Consider the following 18,878-nt stretch of genomic DNA (forward strand, 5'->3'; position numbering starts at 1 on the left):
CTTACGTGAGATTATTTGCTGGTCTAGATGTAAGTTCGTTTGATATAAAAGTTTGTATTCTAAATGGTGAAGGAGAAAAGGTAGACTCCTTTTCAGTCAATAATGATTTACCAGGTGCCACAACGCTCAAAGAGCGATTATTAAAGCACATAGCCAATCAAAAGGTAGAAATCTTTAAAATTGGCTTAGAATCCACATCTGTTTATAGTTTTCATCCATCCATGTTTCTTCACTATGATGAAGACTTACAAAGCTTTGGAGCAAAGGTATTTCTTATGAATCCTAAGCAAATTGCTAACTTCAAGAAAAGCTATTCTGACATGGATAAAACGGACGAGATTGATGCCTTTGTCATCGCTGATTACTTACGCTTTGGCCGAAATCAAATGTCCATCGTAAAAGAGAGTCAGTATGTGGCACTCCAGCAATTAACAAGATCTCGTTATCAACTCGTTAGAATGTTGACAAAAGAAAAACAACATTTTTTACAATACCTAAGTTATAAATGTAATACATTCTCACAAGAAGTGGATTCTTCTATATTTGGTAACGCCATGATGGAATTATTCCTTGAAAAATTCAGTCTAGAAGAATTAGCTGATATGCCTTTAGAGGAACTCGTTGAGTTCCTACAAGTAAAAGGGAAAAATCGATTTGGTGACCCGACATGTATCGCATCAACTATTCAAAAGGCTGTTCGCTCTTCCTATCGTTTGGATAAGGTCGTAGAAGACTCAATCGATGTCCTTCTCGGAACATCAATCGCGGTGATTCGTACCTATCAACAGCAAATCAAAGAAATAGAAAAGTCCATTAAGCGAATCATGGCTGGATTAACGCAAACACTCGAATCTATTCCCGGAATTGGCCCTGTATTCGCCGCCGGTATTATCGCTGAGATTGGTCAAATCGAAAGATTTGATGATGAAACCAAGGTAGCAAAATATGCCGGATTATATTGGCGTACGCACCAGTCTGGTCGATTCACCGCAGAAAACACTTCATTATCCCGTAATGGAAATCATTACTTGCGGTATTACTTAGTTGAAGCCGCCAACTCTGTAAGAAAGCATGTATCTGATTATCAAGAATATTACGTAAAAAAATATAATGAAGTACCAAAACATCAACACAAACGTGCACTCGTTCTAACCGCAAGAAAACTTGTGCGATTGGTGGATGCGCTACTACGCAGTCACCAACTCTTTACGCCAGAAAGGTGCGTGAAAGTGTGACATAAAACTTGTCATCGCTACCTTTCAATCATTTTCCAGTAAATTACATATATTACTGGTTTAGTTTCGTGATGTCTTTTTTAAGCAAATAGGCCTTTGATAACTAAAAGTTCTTTTGTTTTTCAGTTGACATACTACCGCAGGTCTTATCAAATGAGTAATTCATTAAAAATACATCATCATTCTTTTTAGTTGGTATTACTAATAAGTTATTTTTATAGATTGCTTTATAAGCCATAGCAGTCCCATTGTTAATTCCTTCAATACTTGGAATATCTTTTATAGGATGCCAACTTTCCCCACCATTTATTGTTTTAAATACCGTTGATGTTTCATAATGTTTTTGTAATGAAATAAACCCAATTAGATCGTTTATAAATGTTATCCCTGAAATACTATCACTAATACTTATATTTTTTATTACTTTCCAAACTTTCCCTTTCGTTTTCAAATAGTATAAATTATGTTCAAATTTATTTGATGCAAGCTTTCTAGATAATACAATCCATATACTATCCATATTCGTAGCATGCAATTGTACTTGAACATCAGTCGATTTCTCCCAATCTTCTTCAACCGGTAAAATAAACTCACTCCACCTTTCTCCTCTATTAACTGTATAAAATATAGCTGGCAATAAATCGTCATTCTTTTTTGTTAAACCATATGCCCAAGAGCTTCGAGCGTTTATTGGATACCCAAATAATACAATTGAATTAAGAGGATTGACAACATCCCATTCTACTCCTCTATTTTGAGTATATAAGATAGCCTGCTTTTTATTTGTATATTGAATACTAGCCCAACCATATTTATCCGTTCTCATTTGTAAAGAAGTAAATTGAATATCATTATTTTCCAATATATCACCTCATTCTTATTATTTATATATTCGTATGCTATTATTTTCAAAACGTTCTATCATTAGTTATTTAAACCGTAAGGTAAGCACCCAGCGCCTTTTTGTATTTCTACAATAGGTTTCCAAATACTCCCTCCCAAACCGTACGTACCCCTCTCGAGGTATACGGCTTTCCACCTATCCATCTAATCTTCCTGCGTGTAGGTCTCGATGGCATTTTTCACATAGAGCTAACGTTTTTCGCTGTCTGGCTATCATTTGTTGTTCCCATAGCTTTTTCCCCTTTAAGTCTTTTAACTTTCTTATGTGATGAATATGAATTTTAATTCCTTTTGACTCACACCATTCACATTTTTCAGCCAAAAGTCTTTCAGTTAGGCTAGTTCGCCATGTGTATGTTAATGTATTGGGAATTTCATCAATATTTATATTTTTATCTTTAATACTCTTGACCCACTGAAATCCCTCATGATATAAGAATCGTGTTTTCATTCCATTTTTAGTTTTATATGTAACAGCGAATTTTCCATTAATGTTATATTTTTTACGTATTTTACCGATTGATGTTTTATATTTGGCCGCGAAAGTTTTATACATGCTATATTCCATAATGTATTTAAAGTTATTGAGAGTACTTACATTACAGGCTAGTTTGAAATAGTTATACAGTCCTCTAATTTCAGCATTATATATACTTAAAATTTCAAGGTCGTCTTTAGTGATTAAGTAAGCCCTATGTTTAGGTTTCCATGTATTCTCTTTTGTAATAAAAAGAACATCTAAAGCTAGTAACTTCTCAAACCATATGTCTTTAGATAGTTGTAAATGACATACTCCTAGCTGCGTTCTTCTAAGATAACCTCTTTTCGTTTTCTTTACTTGTAAGGAGCGATTTATTTTAATATCATAACTGAGAAATTTAGCTGCTTTACTACTATGCGTGATAAGAGTTTTATCTAGGGATAGCTCAAGACCGAGGTGATTTCGAAGAAATTTATGTATATCTTCTTTGAGTCGTATAGCCTCTTCTTTACTCCCTATTACTCCTAGAATAAAATCATCTGCGTATCTGACGTACTGTAGCCTTTTATAGTTTTCATCCATTGGTTCGCCCTGAGATATAGCTCTTTTCATACTTGATATTTCTTTACATTTTTTCTTAATTTCTTGTTTCTTTTTCTCATCTAATGTATGCCAATGTTCTCTACATTTCCTTTTCAATGTCATTTCTCTGGCATGCAACGTCCCATACTGCTTTGTTTGTCGTCTTTTCTGTCCCCTATCAAAATTAAGTTTATATTTTTCAATATATGTATCTAATTCATTTAGATATATATTGGCAAGAATAGGGCTGATAATTCCACCTTGCGGAGTTCCACTATATGTATTGTGAAATACCCAATTTTCCATATACCCAGCTCTCAGAAACTTCCAGATTAGGTTAATAAATTTTTCATCCTTAATATTTCTACGCAATAGTTTAATGAGTATATGGTGATGAATATGGTCGAAAAAACTTTTGATATCTCCTTCAATAAACCATTTGACTCCATTGAAGGTATTTTTACACTGCATTAAAGCAGTGTGGCAGCTTTTATTTGGACGAAATCCGTGAGAAGATGTAGAGAAATGCTTCTCGTAAATAGCTTCAAGTATGTTTTTTACTATTTCTTGTATGAGCTTATCCTCAAATGAAGGTATTCCCAATGGCCGTTTATTTCCATTTCTTTTAGGAATATATACTCGTTTAACCGGTGTAGGCTGATACGTTTGTGCTTTAAGCTGGCTAATTAACTCAGCAATTCGGTCCACATTCATTCCATCTATCGTTTTGTCATTTACTCCCGCTGTAAGATTCCCTTCTTTCGCATACATCTTCTGATAGGCCAAATAATAAAATTCTGGGTTATAGAGATTGCGATATAACTTTTCAAATACGTAATGCTCTTTTGTTGCATGGGAAGATAGATTATCTAAAACTATTTTTGGATTTCTCATAGCGTCTCACACACTTTCCAATTTTGTTTTAAGATAGAATAGGCTGTTTCCCTTCGCCATGTATTAGGCTTTCCCCAACTCAGACTACTACGAAAACTCCGTTACCTTGTCAATTTTTCATGAGTCACACTTCTTGGCAGTGCCTTGAAGTCATTCTCAATAGCCTGTAATAATATTAGGCATTTTGATTTAGGTAATCCCCGTTTATCACTTTAACAACTGGCTTTCTACAATATCGGGTGTGACTTTCGCCTTTTTCCTCTTATGGAGGATGGGTGGTCCTGGATCACTAGGATTAAGAACGCGGACGGTATTCTTTTCCCTGCATAGAGTTTGGTTCCAACTCTATTGGGACCATGTAACGTTTCTAACTATCTTTCGCTACTAGCGACATTATACTCCCTCAGGCTATCATTCAAGCAGTTTAGCTTTCATCCTTGTTTGTAGTATTTCACCTTGCTCTTCAGTCTTGACGGGATAGTTCGCCAACTTAGAGCTTTATCAACATGCTATTGTCCCCTTCCGATTTCTCTTTCAGGTTAGTTGATTGATGATAGGGTATACATGTGATCTTTCCCTACATTAGTGCCACCTAATGATTTGTTAAAGCGACCCTACGGGCGCACACCCGCTTTATCTACTATCTTTATACTTACTTTCCCTTTTCTTCACCACTCAAATATAACGAAATTCCTTCTATTTTTCCGTTATCATATACAAACGACTGTATTTTACAAAATTCAACTATAAAAAATGCACCCCAATTGTAAACTATCCCCAACAATTAGAGTGCACTTTATATAAAATATAGCTTTAATTTTTAAGCACTTACTACAGCAGCAACTTTATCTAAACAAATAATAAACTGATTCATAAATGCGTCAATTTCCTCTTTCGTAATAATATACGGCGGAAGTAATCGAATAATATTCCCTTTTGTTACATCGACTAACATTCCTTTATTCATTAGCTCAACCTGTAATTTCTTCACATTTTCATTCGTATCATTCAGACTAATTCCAAACATCATGCCAGCATGACGCACTTCCTGTATATAATAAGAATTTTCTTTCTGAATGTCTTGCAGTTTGCCATTCAAATATAGTGACGTTTCATAAGCTTCTTGCATTAACCCATCATCAAGTAATGTATTTAATACCGTTAAACCTAAAGCTGTTCCCATTGATGAATGAGCAAACGTTGTCCCGTGATCTCCTGGTGAAAATACATCACATAACTTTTCACCTACAATAATCCCTCCTAGCGGTATCCCGCCTCCTGCTCCTTTACCAATTTGAATAATGTCCGGTGTGATATTAAAATTTTGATAAGCAAATAGTTTTCCCGTTCGACCCATACCACTTTGAACTTCATCAACGACAAGAAGTACATTATATTTTTCACATAAATTTTGAACACCATGCAAATATTTACTTGATAAAGGATAAATTCCCCCACTGCCTAAAACAGGCTCTAGCATAATCGCAATTGGTTTTTCTTTAATAATGGTCTCCTCTAATTGGTCTATATTCTCACGCTCTACTTCGTATACAGGAATAGATGTTTTAGGGAAATTTTGATATACCTTTTCTTGTCTCGTAAAATGTAGTGCCCCTAACGTCCTCCCGTGAAAACTATCTTTTAACACAACTACTCCGTCACGCTCTTCATTCGCAATAGATCTATATTTATCAATTAATTTTAATGTCGTTTCTGTCGCTTCCGTACCAGAGTTTGTAAAAAAGACTTTTCCGCTTTTTAAAGTACACTCTACTAATTTCTTTGCATACTCAATTGCAACTGGGTTTAAGAAATGAAACGGTAAATGCAACGATTTCACAACTTGCTCCATTGTCGTTTGTACAATTTTAGGATGATTGTATCCTAGTACATTTACTCCTACGCCAGAAAATAAATCTAAATACTCTTTACCATCTACATCATATAGTTTACATCCTTCTCCTCTTTCCATTGCAACCTCTGTCCGACAATATGTAGACACCATATATTCTTTATCTAATTGAAACCAATCCGACATGTTAAATTCCTCCTAGTTATTTTTCCTTTTTTAACGTTTATTCTCTATATAATCGTTTATAAATTAAGTTTTAAGATTGAAATTTTAATAGTTGTTTTCTTCCACATTTTTTATTAAAACGTGTGCTTTCTCTTCCCGATATTCATTTTTCCATAATTTCTTCTATTTCAACAGGTCCACTACATATGTGTTTTTTTCATCTAGCGGTATGTTACTGCTTTGAACTTTGTATGTCATACATAATCGAGACTATAAAATCATATTTAGTAACAATCGACGAAAAAATTTGGAGGCTATATCGATGAATGAAAAATATGATAAACATAGGAAAGAATTATTAGAAGAAGACTTTAATAAACATCGAGAACTTACTGAACCAGCTAAATTTCACTCTCAAACAGTTGGTTCACGTGGACCTGTACTAGAGCAAGATTGTGTACTGCATGAGTCATTACAACAATTTATTCATGAAAAAATTTTAGAAAGACCTGTTCATGTAAAAGGATTTGGTGCGTTCGGTTATTTTCAAACGATATATTCGATGTCTGAACATACTAAATTAAGTTTTTTACAAAATTCTAATGAGAAAGTTCCTGTTATGGTTCGATTTTCGTTAGCTGTTAGTACGAAAGGAACACCGGATACTGCTAGAAATGTACGCGGTTTTTCCACAAAATTTTATTCAAAAGAAGGCATTTTTGACCTTTTATGTAATCACATTCCTGTTTTTTCTGTCCGTGATCCAATGCGTTTCCCTGAAACGATTCAAGCATTATTGCCTTCACCTAAAAATAACTTAATAGACCCTAATAGATTTTGGAGTTTTGTCGCTAAAGCACCTGAATCTATTCATTTTGTTGTCCGTTTATACTCTAATAATGGTACGGCCAAAAGTCTTCGCCACATTCCAGGACATAGTGTTAATACATATGTATGGAGAAATGCGGAAGGTAATCGAAAGTATGTAAAGTATCATTGGTACCCATTTGAAGGTGTACAGTACATTACTAGTAAAGAAGCAATTAAATTAGCTGCTGAAAATCCTGATTATAGCGGGAAAGATTTATATGATGCTATTGAAAATGGTAAACCAGTGGAGTATGGTTTATACGTCCAGCTCATGGATCCGAAAGATGAAGCGCATCTTTCTTATGATCCTTTAGATGACACAAAAGTATGGGATGAACAGACGTATCCTCTCATACCAGTCGGGAAAATGGTATTAAATAAAAATCCTGAAAATTTTATGGAACAAGTAGAAAAAGTCGCCTTCTCTCCTTCTAATTTGCTAGAAGGCGCTGAGTTATCAGATGATAAAATGCTGCAAGGGCGCGCTAACATTTACAGTGATTCACAAAGAAGAAGAATTGGTCCCGAATTTCGCAAATTAACGATTAACCAGCAGCAAGATTGGACACCTGCTAATCAAATTACAACCGGTGAAGGAAGGTACGTTGAAGGTAAACTTGAAAGAACTTCTATAACGAAACAGGATGACTTTACGCAGGCTGGTGAATTTTATACGAAGTTACAGCCAATAGAAAAAGAACATCTCGCTGAAAACTTAGCTAGTGATTTGAAAGTTATATCCGATGATATTAGGGAGATCGTTTTGGGGTATTTCAATCAAGTATCAACTGATTTGAAAACAAGCATTGAGACAAAAATGAAAGAGCATTAAGAAGATTAAAACATGCTTTACGAATGAGAATTCAAATCTATATTAATTATTTTCTTGTCAAAATCCAATGAGGTTATTTAATTTGAAAATATAAAGCCAACATATCCCTGTTCTATAATTAGAACAGGGATATGTTGGCTTAGTTTAATGTTTAACATTACATACTTTATTTCGCTAAAAAATGCGATAAGTAGCCTTTCAAAACAAACTATAGTAAACTATTTTACTTGTACCGTATAATTCCCTGTTCCACCACCATACTTATATACACTTAAGTAATATTTCCCTGGCTTTGCATTATAATTTCCAAGCAATTTGTTTCCATCACGTTTTGTTGCATAAGCTACATAATTATTTAAATCTGATTCAGAATATAATACCCAGTTCAGTCCAAGATTTTGTTCGTTCGTAACAGAAATTTGTAAATCTTTTTGATCCTTTACATCAATAACAAATTTATCCCCCTGATCTTGATCGCTCAAGGTTCCTCTTAACAAAATATTCAAAGATAGTGGGTTTGCTGTTTCAAATGAATTATTTGGTTCTTTTTCTACAGCCGTACCTTCTTCCGTATTCACTCCGCTAAACACAACATCATATTCAAATTGCCCAGCATTATTTACACGGTAATTTACAAAATAAGCAGTCAATGTTTTATATCCAGTCCACTCTTTTCCTGAAAGACGTTTCAACATATCATTTGTTGCTTCATTCATCACTTTCCAGTCCTCAACTTCTCCTTTAGCCACACTTCCTGTATATGTTCCCTGTAGTGTAAATGTATTAAAGAATTGTGATTTATTCTTTGTTACTTTCACATCTTTTAATTTCGCTTCATTCGTAATATCTGAAGTAACGTCCGAAAGCGATTTTGGATCATGTTGAGTTAAATATTCATCTGATACTTGTGGAATCGTATACTTATCGCGATTATCAATAAGCATTTGCATATAAGATTGATATTCTTCATTTAACTTATTATCTTTGCTTAATGTAGCACGGTATGCATCGTAACTTGAAACATCATTTGCGCGAATTAAATCATGTACTTTATCGAACATTTCTGGGCGCTTATTATACATATATGATTGCAGCGCAAACGAATAATTATAAAAATCCCACGTTCCATATTTCGCATTTAACGTTTGTGATGCTGTATAACGTTTTGCAGGATCATTAGATAGCCCGCCAATTATACTTTTTCGCGGTACTACACTATCTAATCGAGTTGCACCTGCAAAGAACTCTGCATTCCCTTCTTCAAACCATGTTAAACGTTCATTTTGATACATTTCCCCTTGGCCCCATAATCCCTGAACTTCGTACCTTCCCTGTAAGTAGTGCGTAAATTCATGGCGGAACAATTCTTCCAGACTATAAATACTTTGCTCTGGTGTACGTTCATATGTAAAGAAAGTTCCTGTCCCTTCAATATAAATCCCACCATTATTCGTTTCATATCCGTACAGTTGACGATTAAATTGATACTCATCTGGGCTATTATAAATAACCATCGTTAACACATCATCAGCATGTCCACTTTCAAGTGGTTTATCGCTACCAACTGTACGATAAAATTGAGAACGCACCTCTTTTGCCGCCCAGTATAGACGTTTAATTTTCTCTTCGCTAACTTTATCCCCAGCTTTAAAGACAATTGCTCCATCATCAAACGTATACGTTTTCGGTAAATATTTCTTTTTACCTTCTTCTCGAATTTGATCTAAATTTACAGTTTTTCCATTCGCATCTATTCCTCCATAATTTGTAGTAATTTGTTCTGCCGCAACAAAGTATTGCTCTCCTAAATATGGGTAAATTCGCATTGCATCTGTAACAACTTGTTGTCCTTTTGTCGGCGTGCTATGAAGCTTGCCCAATCGGCCAGCATAATAAATTCCATTATTAATTAACCATCCGTTTTTATTTGTTACTGTACCAAGTAGTGCAAAACGATTTACTTCATTAATAAAGTTATCGATATTCCGAAACCACATCGTATCTTTTGGCTCTTTTCCAGTCGTGTACATATCCATCTGAATATCAAAGTCAATTCCCTTCATCAACTCATATATAGCGTCTCCTTTTGTTCGGTCTTCAATGAAAGTTGCAAGATTATCGTTATATTGTTTAAAAATTTCACCTGCATATAAAACCGTTTCAACATCTGCTGATGCATTTCCAATTAATTTTCCATATGATGCAATTATTTTATTTTGTTCTGATGTACCAAGTTTGAAATTTGGATTTTTTGCAATTGTTTTTAAAGCTGGTAAACACTTATCATGGTAGCTACGCTCATTTAGTTTGCTTAATTCATCATGGTAAAAACCTAAATAAAATGCTGCACGTAGAGCTTCTACTAATGTTTCAATCCCTTTTGAATCATCTTTCGTATAAGCTTGTCCTTGTTCTGCTAGTTTATTAATAATTGCTTGCATTCGGCTATCATCTTGATAGAATTTAAGACTATCACTATTAAACTGAAATAATTCCGGAATTTGATACCATTTAATTGTCACAAGAAGATCAGTTAATTGTTTATTATTTAATTGATTTAACTCAGCCATTGAATACTTTTTTTCTTCAGCTAACGGTTTAATATTATCGGTTGGTGCTAGTGGACGCTGTGATAAATCCGCTAATTTTAACCGTTTTGTAAAAGATGCATTTTCTTGTACTTTTGAAGGGTGCGCCAATTCATCAACAGATTTCTGTATTCCTACCGGCTCCATTTGTAATACGTTCTTCACATTTTGCTCTTTTGTCTCTGCTTGAATTTGCAAACCATTACATGTTATTGTCACTAATCCAACACCAAGAATCCACTTAGAAATTTTCGAATATTTAACCATCCCATTGCCCCCTAATAATTTAAAAGAAAATTCAGAATTTTGAAATCAAAAAACCACTTATTTGTATGTATTTACAGTTCCGCTATAAATACAACTATGATTAATAATGCAATAGTAGCTTGTTTTATACTATTACGAGTACAGATTCCTTACATACAATCTCCCTTCCTTACATGTAATACAAGCAAAAACCGTGCCAATCATATTTCTTATGAATAGCCAACATTCTTTTATAAATACTGTAGAATAAAATATACATAGGTGGTTCGGCAATGTATAAATCATTTGACACAAAATCTAATGTTTATGAAGAACAAATTCATTGAATATTATAAGTTCATTAGCCAGTAAATAATCCCCAATTATTAAATCTCTCAAAAAAAGGTAAACAAACATATTCCATAAAGCTAATATGTTCGTTTACCTTTTTCTATTTCACATCAACAGCAAAATATCGTTGAATAAAAACAGTATGAATAAGTATTTTGTTATTCATTTCTCTTTTTCATATAATCTTTTTCACATTGCAACAGCTTGAATTTCACTTTTTTCCCTTTCTTCTTTTTCGTTTTTATAACGAGCCATTCCCCTTTTTCAACGTCTAGTTTTAGGCGTTTCATTACATTGATATTATCTTTTTCTTTATAAAGTAAAAATGCTTCTTGCGCCCTCACAAATAAGCTGGGCTGTTCGCTAAATCCACCACTATCATAAATTTTAGTTAGCGAATTATAATAAGAATCATTTTCCTTTCCACCATACATCAAATGAGCAGCCTCCAGATCTCTTTTACTTACTTCCCAAAAACTATGTTCATCAATATTTAAATTAAATGTGGATTTAATGTCCTGTATTATATTCTTCACATGCTTTTCATCTCTAACTTTTCTTTCTTCGAGACAATGCGAAGATAATTCTGGTGCATCTGATTGGGAATGTACAACGTGTTGTATCGATACACACAGAATAAATACGCTTAAAATGTAAAATATTTTTTTCATATTTACATATCACCTCAAATGATTTAGATACTATATCATTTGAGGCTTACAATATTCTTATGCTAATAATGAGAAAGATCCTATAAAATTTTTATAGGATCTTTCCTTTTAATATTGCTTTATCAAATTCACGGGCGGGGCAACTACCTTACTACTTTTCACATCATATAATCCTATAGGTGTTACTCGTATAAAAGGCAAGTGCGTCGCAGAAAAGAATAAAATTGTAAATGCTGGATCATCATACGCGTAGCCACGCTCTTGTAGTAATTTCACCATCTGTTTCTCTTCCTGTATTAATTCACTCATTTTTAAATTAGACATAATCCCGAGCAATGGTAATGCTATTTCGTGTAACACTTCATTGTTTTCTGCTACGACCATTCCACCACCGAGCTCTTTTACTCTACGAAAAGCTGTAAGCATATCTTCTTTACTTTTTCCAATGAGAATCATATCACCTGTGCCGGAATAAGAACTAGCAAGACCACTTAATTCTTTCGCAAAACCTTTTACAACTGTATTTACTCGCCAAGTACCATCACGAGCAATCATCATGAGGAAGCATTCATCATGATCTGTGGATAATTCATCACAGTCTATATTGATTTCACTAGTATATGGTTTTGTAATAACGTTATTTAATAAGTGTATCCCCGTTTTATTAGAGAAAATCATATCCTCTTTTTCTATTGACCAATCTAATGATAATGAAGTTACTTTATATTTACTCCAGTCTATATGTAATGCTTCATGCGTATTTACACCGTCACGCTTCACCCATTTCCCCTTTGCAAGGACACTAATTGGTACTGGGTTTTCTTTACTTTCTAAAATATTGATATTAGCAATTCTACCTGTCGCAATCGAACCATGTACATGTTCCATATTATAATAGCGAGCAATATTATAACTTGCCATATGGTATGCATCTATTACTGGCACTCCTTGTTTTATCGCGGTAGAAATCATTACGTTTGTCATTCCATTTTCATAAAACGAAGGATGTGAGCCGTCTGTTGTAAAAAAGAATCTATCAAACTGCTTTACGCCTAGTTCCAACAATTCTTTCAGTAAAACTTCTAAATCTGGGCGGATTGAAGAATTTCTTAGGGAAACAGTGTAACCTTGCATAAGACGAGTGAAAACTTCCTGCCCTGTCATCGCTTCATGATCACAATCTGTACCTAACAGTTTTAACTTCGCTAAAGTCGTTTCAGATGCACCCGGAAAATGTCCTTCTACTTTCTTTTGCAATCGCTTCGTTTCCTGCACCCAAGTTAACATTTCATCATCGCCATGTAATAGTTTTGGCCATGCTGTTAGCTCGCCGCCTTGAAGAACCGCTTCATGCTGCAGCCACTCTATTATTTCTTCACGATTAAACAAAGATTCTCCGTTTTGCAATTCAGTCTGTCCATCAAAACGGCACCACCAATACATACTTGCTGGAATCTTATTGAATTCATCTAATAAACGAAATGCTTCTTCACGCTTTAATGTGAAAAATAAAGTTAAATTATCATTAATAAAAGTTGTTGTCCCAAACTGCATCGCATGATTCGCTATCGTCTCTGGGTTATACAACTGATACGGATGTGCATGTGGTTCTATGTAACCGGGTACGACATACTTTCCTTCGCAATCAACAACTTCACACTCCGTTAATTGCTCTGGCAGCTGCTCCCCTACGTATACAATTCGATCATTATATATCCAAATATTCGCTGTCATCCACTCGCGCATATAAGAATTTAAATATGTTGCATTCTTTAAAAATATGTGTGTGCTTCTCTTACCATCTAGTACTTCAACATGTTCTCGTAATTGTTTATTACTCCATTTATAATGATTTTTCCCCATTGTATTCAACTCCAAATCAACTCATAATTATTTTGATTAAAACGAGTAATATTTAACTAACTAAAGTATTTTCCATTCATAACTCCCCTATTGGTGCCCCTATACCCTTCATTATATGTAAAAATTTAAAAAATAACAATTTTCAGAACTATATACATACCTCTTTTATCCAAAATAAAAAGAATGTCATGTAACTGACATCCTTTTTTATTTTGTCGTAAGCATTAAGATTGATTTTCACTTTGGAATACACTTGATGTCATATCATAAATGCAACTACTGTCCATAGTTGCGAACTTAAAAAAGCACCTCTTTTAAATACAACTATAACAAAATTCTATTCATTTTCTTTTCATCTATTTATTAAATTCAATTTGCATCATTTTATTTAACTGTGGAACAATATCGACCCCACCTATTGAGTTAAGACTGATAGCTAATGTATGTTTGCCTCCAATTACTCCCCCAGCAAAAGTTGCAAATCCAGGAATTCCTCCTCCATGCCCCCAAACTGAAACACCGTTTGGAAGTTTAGTCTCATAGATTCCAAGACCGTATGCGTCACCAACCCCTTTGCCTTCTATAGGAACTGTAGTAAGCATTTCTTTTAGCTCGCGTTCCTTCAGTAACTTACCACCAAGTAAAGATGAAAAGAACTTATTTAAGTCATCCGCATTAGAAATCATATCTCCAGCTGCATTAGCTAAACTCGGATTATAATACGTAATATCTTTGAACTCGCCTGTCCCTTCCATTTTCACATATCCACGAGCATGATTCTTTCCTGGGATGACGGGTGAATTTCCTGGTAAAAACGTATTTGATAGATCCAAAGGTTCAATAATTCGCTTTTCGATTTCTTCCGCATAACTATTTCCAGTTATTTTTTCAATAAGCATTCCTAGTATTACGTATCCTGTGTTTGAATACAACCAATCTTTACCCGGCGAGAAATCTGGAGGCAGCGAAAGGCCTATTTTCACTATTTCTTCTGCTGTATACGTTTTTTTCGAATTCATTATGTCCGCGTCTTTTGACTTTAAGTATTCAGCGATACCACTCGTATGATTCAAAAGTTGTCGTATCGTAATTTGATTACCATCATACCCATTTCCTTGCACGAGACCTGGTAGCCACTTTTCAATTGGATCGTTAAGTTGTAAGCGATTTTCTCCTACTAATTGAAGCACAGTCGTCGCAGTAAACGTCTTCGTCACACTACCAATCCGAAAGCGATAATCCGAATTCACCGGTTTCTTTGTACTTAAGTCCGCCACGCCAGCAGTAAAACTACTAGTTTTTCCGTTGTTAGACGCCTTAGCTAATATTCCTACAGCACCAAGCTGTACTGTTTCCTGCATTACTTGTTTCCAGCCATTACGATTCTTTTGATCATGTACTTGTGACGAACTAGAAATATTTTGAGCTGACTCTGCAGTCACAGTAAAACCAGGTGTGAATAGAACAGTACCCGCTAATAAAACTGCAAAACTTGCTAACTTAATTGAATTACATTTTTTCATAAGGCTTTCTCTCCTCCATTAATATCGGATTGATTCAAGCTATACGTTCATCCTATATGATAAATCTCTCTTTTTTCTTATCCATTCCTTACGAAATACTTACGTTTAAATTTAAATATGGTAAACTGAGGAAGAGTTATGCATGCAAATAAAAAGAGAACATGTTTTCATTTTTTATGTAAACATGTTCTCTTAAACATTTAAAATTCTATATCAACTTTTCATCCTATTCTTTACACAACTAATTTATATTCCTTTTTACCAGCCCGCACTAGCATTCATACCATTTCCAATAATAGAAAGTAATAGCGGCCATAATACTGGTCCTAGTGTAAGAAATATATTTAGAAGTATGAGCATTCTATATCCAACGGTGAAATTGTGATTTTTACGATTAACAAATACTAAACTGATTAATGATATTATAGTTGTTAAAAATAATACTAACATTAGCAACCAATACCACACCATTAAACTAAGACTCCACGGTGTTAATAGCTCATGTATGATACAAAATGAGATTCCTAATACAGCAAAACTAAAACTAGTCACCGATGTTTTTATAAGCCATTTATTTATTTTTTTATCGTATGTATTTTTACAATATAAATCTATTAAAGTATATAAAGATAAATATGCCATTAATACACCTATCCAAGACAATAACCAGTCTCCGTCTCCTTTGAATAATACGTACAGTAACCAACACATACCTACTGCTGAAAAAACAAAGGAAATAAGTATGCTTTTTAATACCGATTTCATTACATTTTCACACCCTTAAAAAATCAAAAATTAATTATAATTTATAAAAATTAAGTATAGGTTAACATGTAATGAAGTATAAGTAAATAAAGTTAATTTTGTTTACCTATTTGAAGACGGTTTCATATAAGAAAATAATTCATGTTAATCAAATTTAAGTATAAAAATAGAAAAGGTGGATATTTATGTATCCACCTTCCCGTCTCCCTCTACCCACTTCATTATTTCTTCCACATCTAAATCCGTATACGTCTTTTCACCATAACGAACAGACTCATATAACGAGATAATATCCCTTGTTCTACAAATTCTTTTTAACCATTGTTGTATCGTTTCATAGGACCTTCTCTGTTCATGAAATGGTAATGTTCTTTCCCATTCAACTAACGTTTTTCTTATCTTATCTGTCGGTAACGGCCGTTCTAACTGATGAATGACTTTTTCATTCTTTATGCTTCTTACCGCAGTTTGCTTTGTGATCGATTCTTTCTCCTGTACTATTTCTGTTCTCGTCAATTTGTTCCTAATATACTTGCAGATGGCATATATAATTAATATTGCGATTATCACATAAAAAACTATAGTAATCCATACATTTGAAAGAACAGAAAGCACGTCACTCCATAGACTTTCTCTTTCGAAAGGTTGAAATTTTTTACCCGTTTTCGTTCTTATACCCGTATCTTTTACTTCTTCATATTCATCTTCATCTATTTTGGAATCATCAAAATTTTCACCTATACTAGTAAAGTCATAATTTCTTTCCGATATTGTCTTAGTCTTACTGAAAAAACGCTCTTTTACTATGTCTTGTACATACACAATACCTTGTGATAACGTTATCGCACTAATCGCAAAGAAAAGTATGATTAAAGTTCTCACACTCCATAACTTCACTTTCATATGTCGCTTTTTATTCACCATGACATAAGCCCCTTCTTATTCTTTCATTACAATCCATTTATTCGTTCTACTGTATTTCTTTGGTGAAGTACCAATAATTAAAGGAACCGCATCCAGTTCCTTTCGACGAAAGCCTACTGTGTAAAAGTAAGAAGAAGATATAGGCGTATCTTGGTCTGATATCGAGGCAAGTATCCTTAATACATTTTGCAAATGTTTCCGATTATCCCCATTTTTTATATGTAGCAAACCGTTATCTTTTACACTATTGATCCATACTTCAAACGAACAGTTTTGCATAAGAAGTTGTTTGCATATACCTGCTGTTAATTCAATTAGTTCCTCTATATCATTTCGCAAAGAAACACCACTTTTATTTTGCAAGTTGAGATAAATCGCGTATTTATCACATTGTGTTCGCTCATACTTTTTCGCAATTATTGTCCCTGTTTTCGCTGTTGCACTCCAGTGGATGGAACGAAAATCTTCATTTTCATAAGACTTTACTCCCATTACTTTCGTTTCATCATATAAGGGTGAAGACATCGCTTTTCGAAATCCTCGTGACCATTCTTGTAATTCAGGAACTTGTATTTTCGGAACAGCTGGTAAAACTAAATAAGAGGGCGTATCAACTTGTTTATATGTTATATGGTTCGTTATAAATCCAAAGAGATCAGTAATAACAATTTCAACTTCTTCCCATTTCGCGATGCCTCTTTTTAACGCTACAGCTTGCAAATCAAATGAAACTGACTCCCTTCCTTTTAAATTAAAATTCATATAATAATTTGAACCTGTACTATGATTTTTGTTTATTTCATCATGATTCCAAGTTAGCTTATTTTCACATTTAAATCGAAATACGATATTAAGAATAGGAAATATCGACTTGTTTGAAATTTTCATTTTGCACATATTCGTTTCACCTATAAAAACATTCGAATTCCCTTGACTGTATTCCCATTCAACACGAGATACTTTACGTATATATACATGCATAGCACCTATTAAAATTACATATAAAAATACGAGAGATAAAAACAGTAGATTACTTGAAAATACACTTAAAATAACGGCTACAACTGACATAACCCCCATTACGAAAGGCTCCGCTAAAGGTGTATACACAAGCTGTTGATTCATCGTACATTCTCCACTGGCACACTAATCGTATGAAGAATTTCTTTCATAATTTGTTCTTTCGTCGTTTTCATCTCTCCCTCAATCGTTAACGTTAAACGATGAGCACAAACTGATGCAGTGAGCGTCTTAATATCATCTGGCGTACAGTAATCTCTTTCATTTAATATTGCCCGTGCTTGAATCGCTCTCATAAATGCCAACGTTCCCCGAGGGCTTACACCAATTTCAATTAACTCATGGTTACGAGTTGCTTCAATAATTTCAAGAAGATAATCTTGCACATCATTCCCTACTAACACTTCTCTTGCACGCTTTTGCATCGTAATAATTTCTTCACTTGAAATAATAGAGTGTAATGTTTCTAACGGATCATTCATTTGAAACCGATTCATCATTTCCTTTTCAGCTTCTCTCGTAGGATAACCTTGGCGAATCGTAAGTAAAAATCGGTCTAATTGAGCATCTGGTAAAGGAAATGTGCCCGCTGATTCGAGTGGATTTTGCGTTGCTATAACTAAAAAAGGTTCTGGTAATGAATGTGTCTGTTTCGCAATTGTAACCGTACGCTCTTCCATAACCTCAAGTAACGAAGATTGTGTTCTCGGTACAGCTCGATTAATTTCATCCACTAATACGATATTTGCAAAAATGGGTCCTAACCTTGTTTTAAAATCCGATTCCTTCACATCAAAGTATTCAAGGCCAATAACATCTCCAGGCAAAGTATCCGCTGTAAATTGTATTCTTTGAAATTTGGCGTCCACACTTTTAGCCAAACTTTTCGCTAATGTTGTTTTTCCTGTCCCAGGTACATCCTCTAATAAAATGTGTCCCCTTGCTATTAGAGCAATGGCTGCTAGTTCTATCGATTCGTCTTTTCCTATAATAACCTTCGAAATATTATTAGTAATTTTCTTTAATGTACTCATATAGTATCTACCACCTTTTAATTATCTAAAAATTAAGAATATACTTTTTTCCAAATTATAACATGTAATTCGAAGATGA

12 protein-coding genes and 1 pseudogene are annotated in these 18,878 nt (G+C 34.1%); 2 read left to right on the forward strand and 11 right to left on the reverse strand.

The annotated features are described in order from the left end of the window. The first annotated feature begins 5 nt into the window (after positions 1-5). Positions 6-1,235: an IS110 family RNA-guided transposase gene (locus tag AC3WVZ_RS13380; RefSeq protein WP_103655522.1), complete on the forward strand. Its 1,230-nt coding sequence runs from the start codon at positions 6-8 to the stop codon at positions 1,233-1,235. Positions 1,236-1,380: 145 nt separating this feature from the next. Here the strand turns inward: AC3WVZ_RS13380 and AC3WVZ_RS13385 are convergent. The 3 genes and pseudogenes from AC3WVZ_RS13385 to AC3WVZ_RS13395 all read right to left on the reverse strand — a co-directional run. Continuing rightward, positions 1,381-2,097: pseudogene (locus AC3WVZ_RS13385) on the reverse strand (hypothetical protein); the annotation flags it as partial. Positions 2,098-2,274: 177 nt separating this feature from the next. Then, positions 2,275-4,095: a reverse transcriptase/maturase family protein gene (locus tag AC3WVZ_RS13390; RefSeq protein WP_078186893.1), complete on the reverse strand. Its 1,821-nt coding sequence runs from the start codon at positions 4,093-4,095 to the stop codon at positions 2,275-2,277. A gap of 820 nt (positions 4,096-4,915) precedes the next feature. Further along, on the reverse strand, positions 4,916-6,133 hold the full coding sequence (locus AC3WVZ_RS13395; RefSeq protein ID WP_233936469.1) for an aspartate aminotransferase family protein: 1,218 nt from the start codon (positions 6,131-6,133) through the stop codon (positions 4,916-4,918). Positions 6,134-6,434: 301 nt separating this feature from the next. Here AC3WVZ_RS13395 and AC3WVZ_RS13400 point away from each other — a divergent pair, with 301 nt between their 5' ends. Beyond that, entirely contained in the window at positions 6,435-7,814 is a 1,380-nt protein-coding gene (locus AC3WVZ_RS13400) for a catalase (protein ID WP_233936470.1), read from the forward strand. 218 nt (positions 7,815-8,032) lie between these two features. Here the strand turns inward: AC3WVZ_RS13400 and colA are convergent, their stop codons facing one another. From colA to AC3WVZ_RS13440, 8 genes are all read right to left on the reverse strand, one after another. Beyond that, positions 8,033-10,669 (reverse strand): collagenase ColA, encoded by a 2,637-nt coding sequence (gene colA / locus AC3WVZ_RS13405; protein WP_233936472.1) that lies wholly within the window; start codon positions 10,667-10,669, stop codon positions 8,033-8,035. A gap of 488 nt (positions 10,670-11,157) precedes the next feature. Beyond that, on the reverse strand, positions 11,158-11,670 hold the full coding sequence (locus AC3WVZ_RS13410) for a hypothetical protein (protein WP_000719380.1): 513 nt from the start codon (positions 11,668-11,670) through the stop codon (positions 11,158-11,160). A gap of 108 nt (positions 11,671-11,778) precedes the next feature. Beyond that, positions 11,779-13,533 (reverse strand): adenine deaminase, encoded by a 1,755-nt coding sequence (locus AC3WVZ_RS13415; RefSeq protein ID WP_016124770.1) that lies wholly within the window; start codon positions 13,531-13,533, stop codon positions 11,779-11,781. 356 nt (positions 13,534-13,889) lie between these two features. After that, positions 13,890-15,056 (reverse strand): serine hydrolase domain-containing protein, encoded by a 1,167-nt coding sequence (locus AC3WVZ_RS13420; protein ID WP_016124771.1) that lies wholly within the window; start codon positions 15,054-15,056, stop codon positions 13,890-13,892. A 258-nt stretch (positions 15,057-15,314) separates the two neighbouring features. Next, entirely contained in the window at positions 15,315-15,821 is a 507-nt protein-coding gene (locus tag AC3WVZ_RS13425; protein WP_000843838.1) for a DUF3902 family protein, read from the reverse strand. 183 nt (positions 15,822-16,004) lie between these two features. Beyond that, on the reverse strand, positions 16,005-16,745 hold the full coding sequence (locus AC3WVZ_RS13430) for a hypothetical protein (RefSeq protein ID WP_000247495.1): 741 nt from the start codon (positions 16,743-16,745) through the stop codon (positions 16,005-16,007). A 15-nt stretch (positions 16,746-16,760) separates the two neighbouring features. Beyond that, positions 16,761-17,870 (reverse strand): DUF58 domain-containing protein, encoded by a 1,110-nt coding sequence (locus AC3WVZ_RS13435; RefSeq protein WP_233936474.1) that lies wholly within the window; start codon positions 17,868-17,870, stop codon positions 16,761-16,763. Beyond that, on the reverse strand, positions 17,867-18,799 hold the full coding sequence (locus AC3WVZ_RS13440; protein ID WP_000105663.1) for an AAA family ATPase: 933 nt from the start codon (positions 18,797-18,799) through the stop codon (positions 17,867-17,869). The genes AC3WVZ_RS13435 and AC3WVZ_RS13440 overlap by 4 nt, the downstream gene beginning before the upstream one ends. Between the last annotated feature and the right edge of the window lie 79 nt (positions 18,800-18,878).

This window comes from Bacillus sp. CPT56D-587-MTF, assembly GCF_058792335.1.

Excerpts from the sequence above, each read along its gene's own strand:
- AC3WVZ_RS13390 (WP_078186893.1), bottom strand. The coding sequence starts at position 4,095 with ATGAGAAATCCAAAAATAGTTTTAGATAATCTATCTTCCCATGCAACA.
- AC3WVZ_RS13395 (WP_233936469.1), bottom strand. The coding sequence starts at position 6,133 with ATGTCGGATTGGTTTCAATTAGATAAAGAATATATGGTGTCTACATAT.
- AC3WVZ_RS13400 (WP_233936470.1), top strand. The coding sequence starts at position 6,435 with ATGAATGAAAAATATGATAAACATAGGAAAGAATTATTAGAAGAAGAC.
- colA (WP_233936472.1), bottom strand. The coding sequence starts at position 10,669 with ATGGTTAAATATTCGAAAATTTCTAAGTGGATTCTTGGTGTTGGATTA.
- AC3WVZ_RS13410 (WP_000719380.1), bottom strand. The coding sequence starts at position 11,670 with ATGAAAAAAATATTTTACATTTTAAGCGTATTTATTCTGTGTGTATCG.
- AC3WVZ_RS13415 (WP_016124770.1), bottom strand. The coding sequence starts at position 13,533 with ATGGGGAAAAATCATTATAAATGGAGTAATAAACAATTACGAGAACAT.
- AC3WVZ_RS13420 (WP_016124771.1), bottom strand. The coding sequence starts at position 15,056 with ATGAAAAAATGTAATTCAATTAAGTTAGCAAGTTTTGCAGTTTTATTA.
- AC3WVZ_RS13425 (WP_000843838.1), bottom strand. The coding sequence starts at position 15,821 with ATGAAATCGGTATTAAAAAGCATACTTATTTCCTTTGTTTTTTCAGCA.
- AC3WVZ_RS13430 (WP_000247495.1), bottom strand. The coding sequence starts at position 16,745 with ATGGTGAATAAAAAGCGACATATGAAAGTGAAGTTATGGAGTGTGAGA.
- AC3WVZ_RS13435 (WP_233936474.1), bottom strand. The coding sequence starts at position 17,870 with ATGAATCAACAGCTTGTGTATACACCTTTAGCGGAGCCTTTCGTAATG.
- AC3WVZ_RS13440 (WP_000105663.1), bottom strand. The coding sequence starts at position 18,799 with ATGAGTACATTAAAGAAAATTACTAATAATATTTCGAAGGTTATTATA.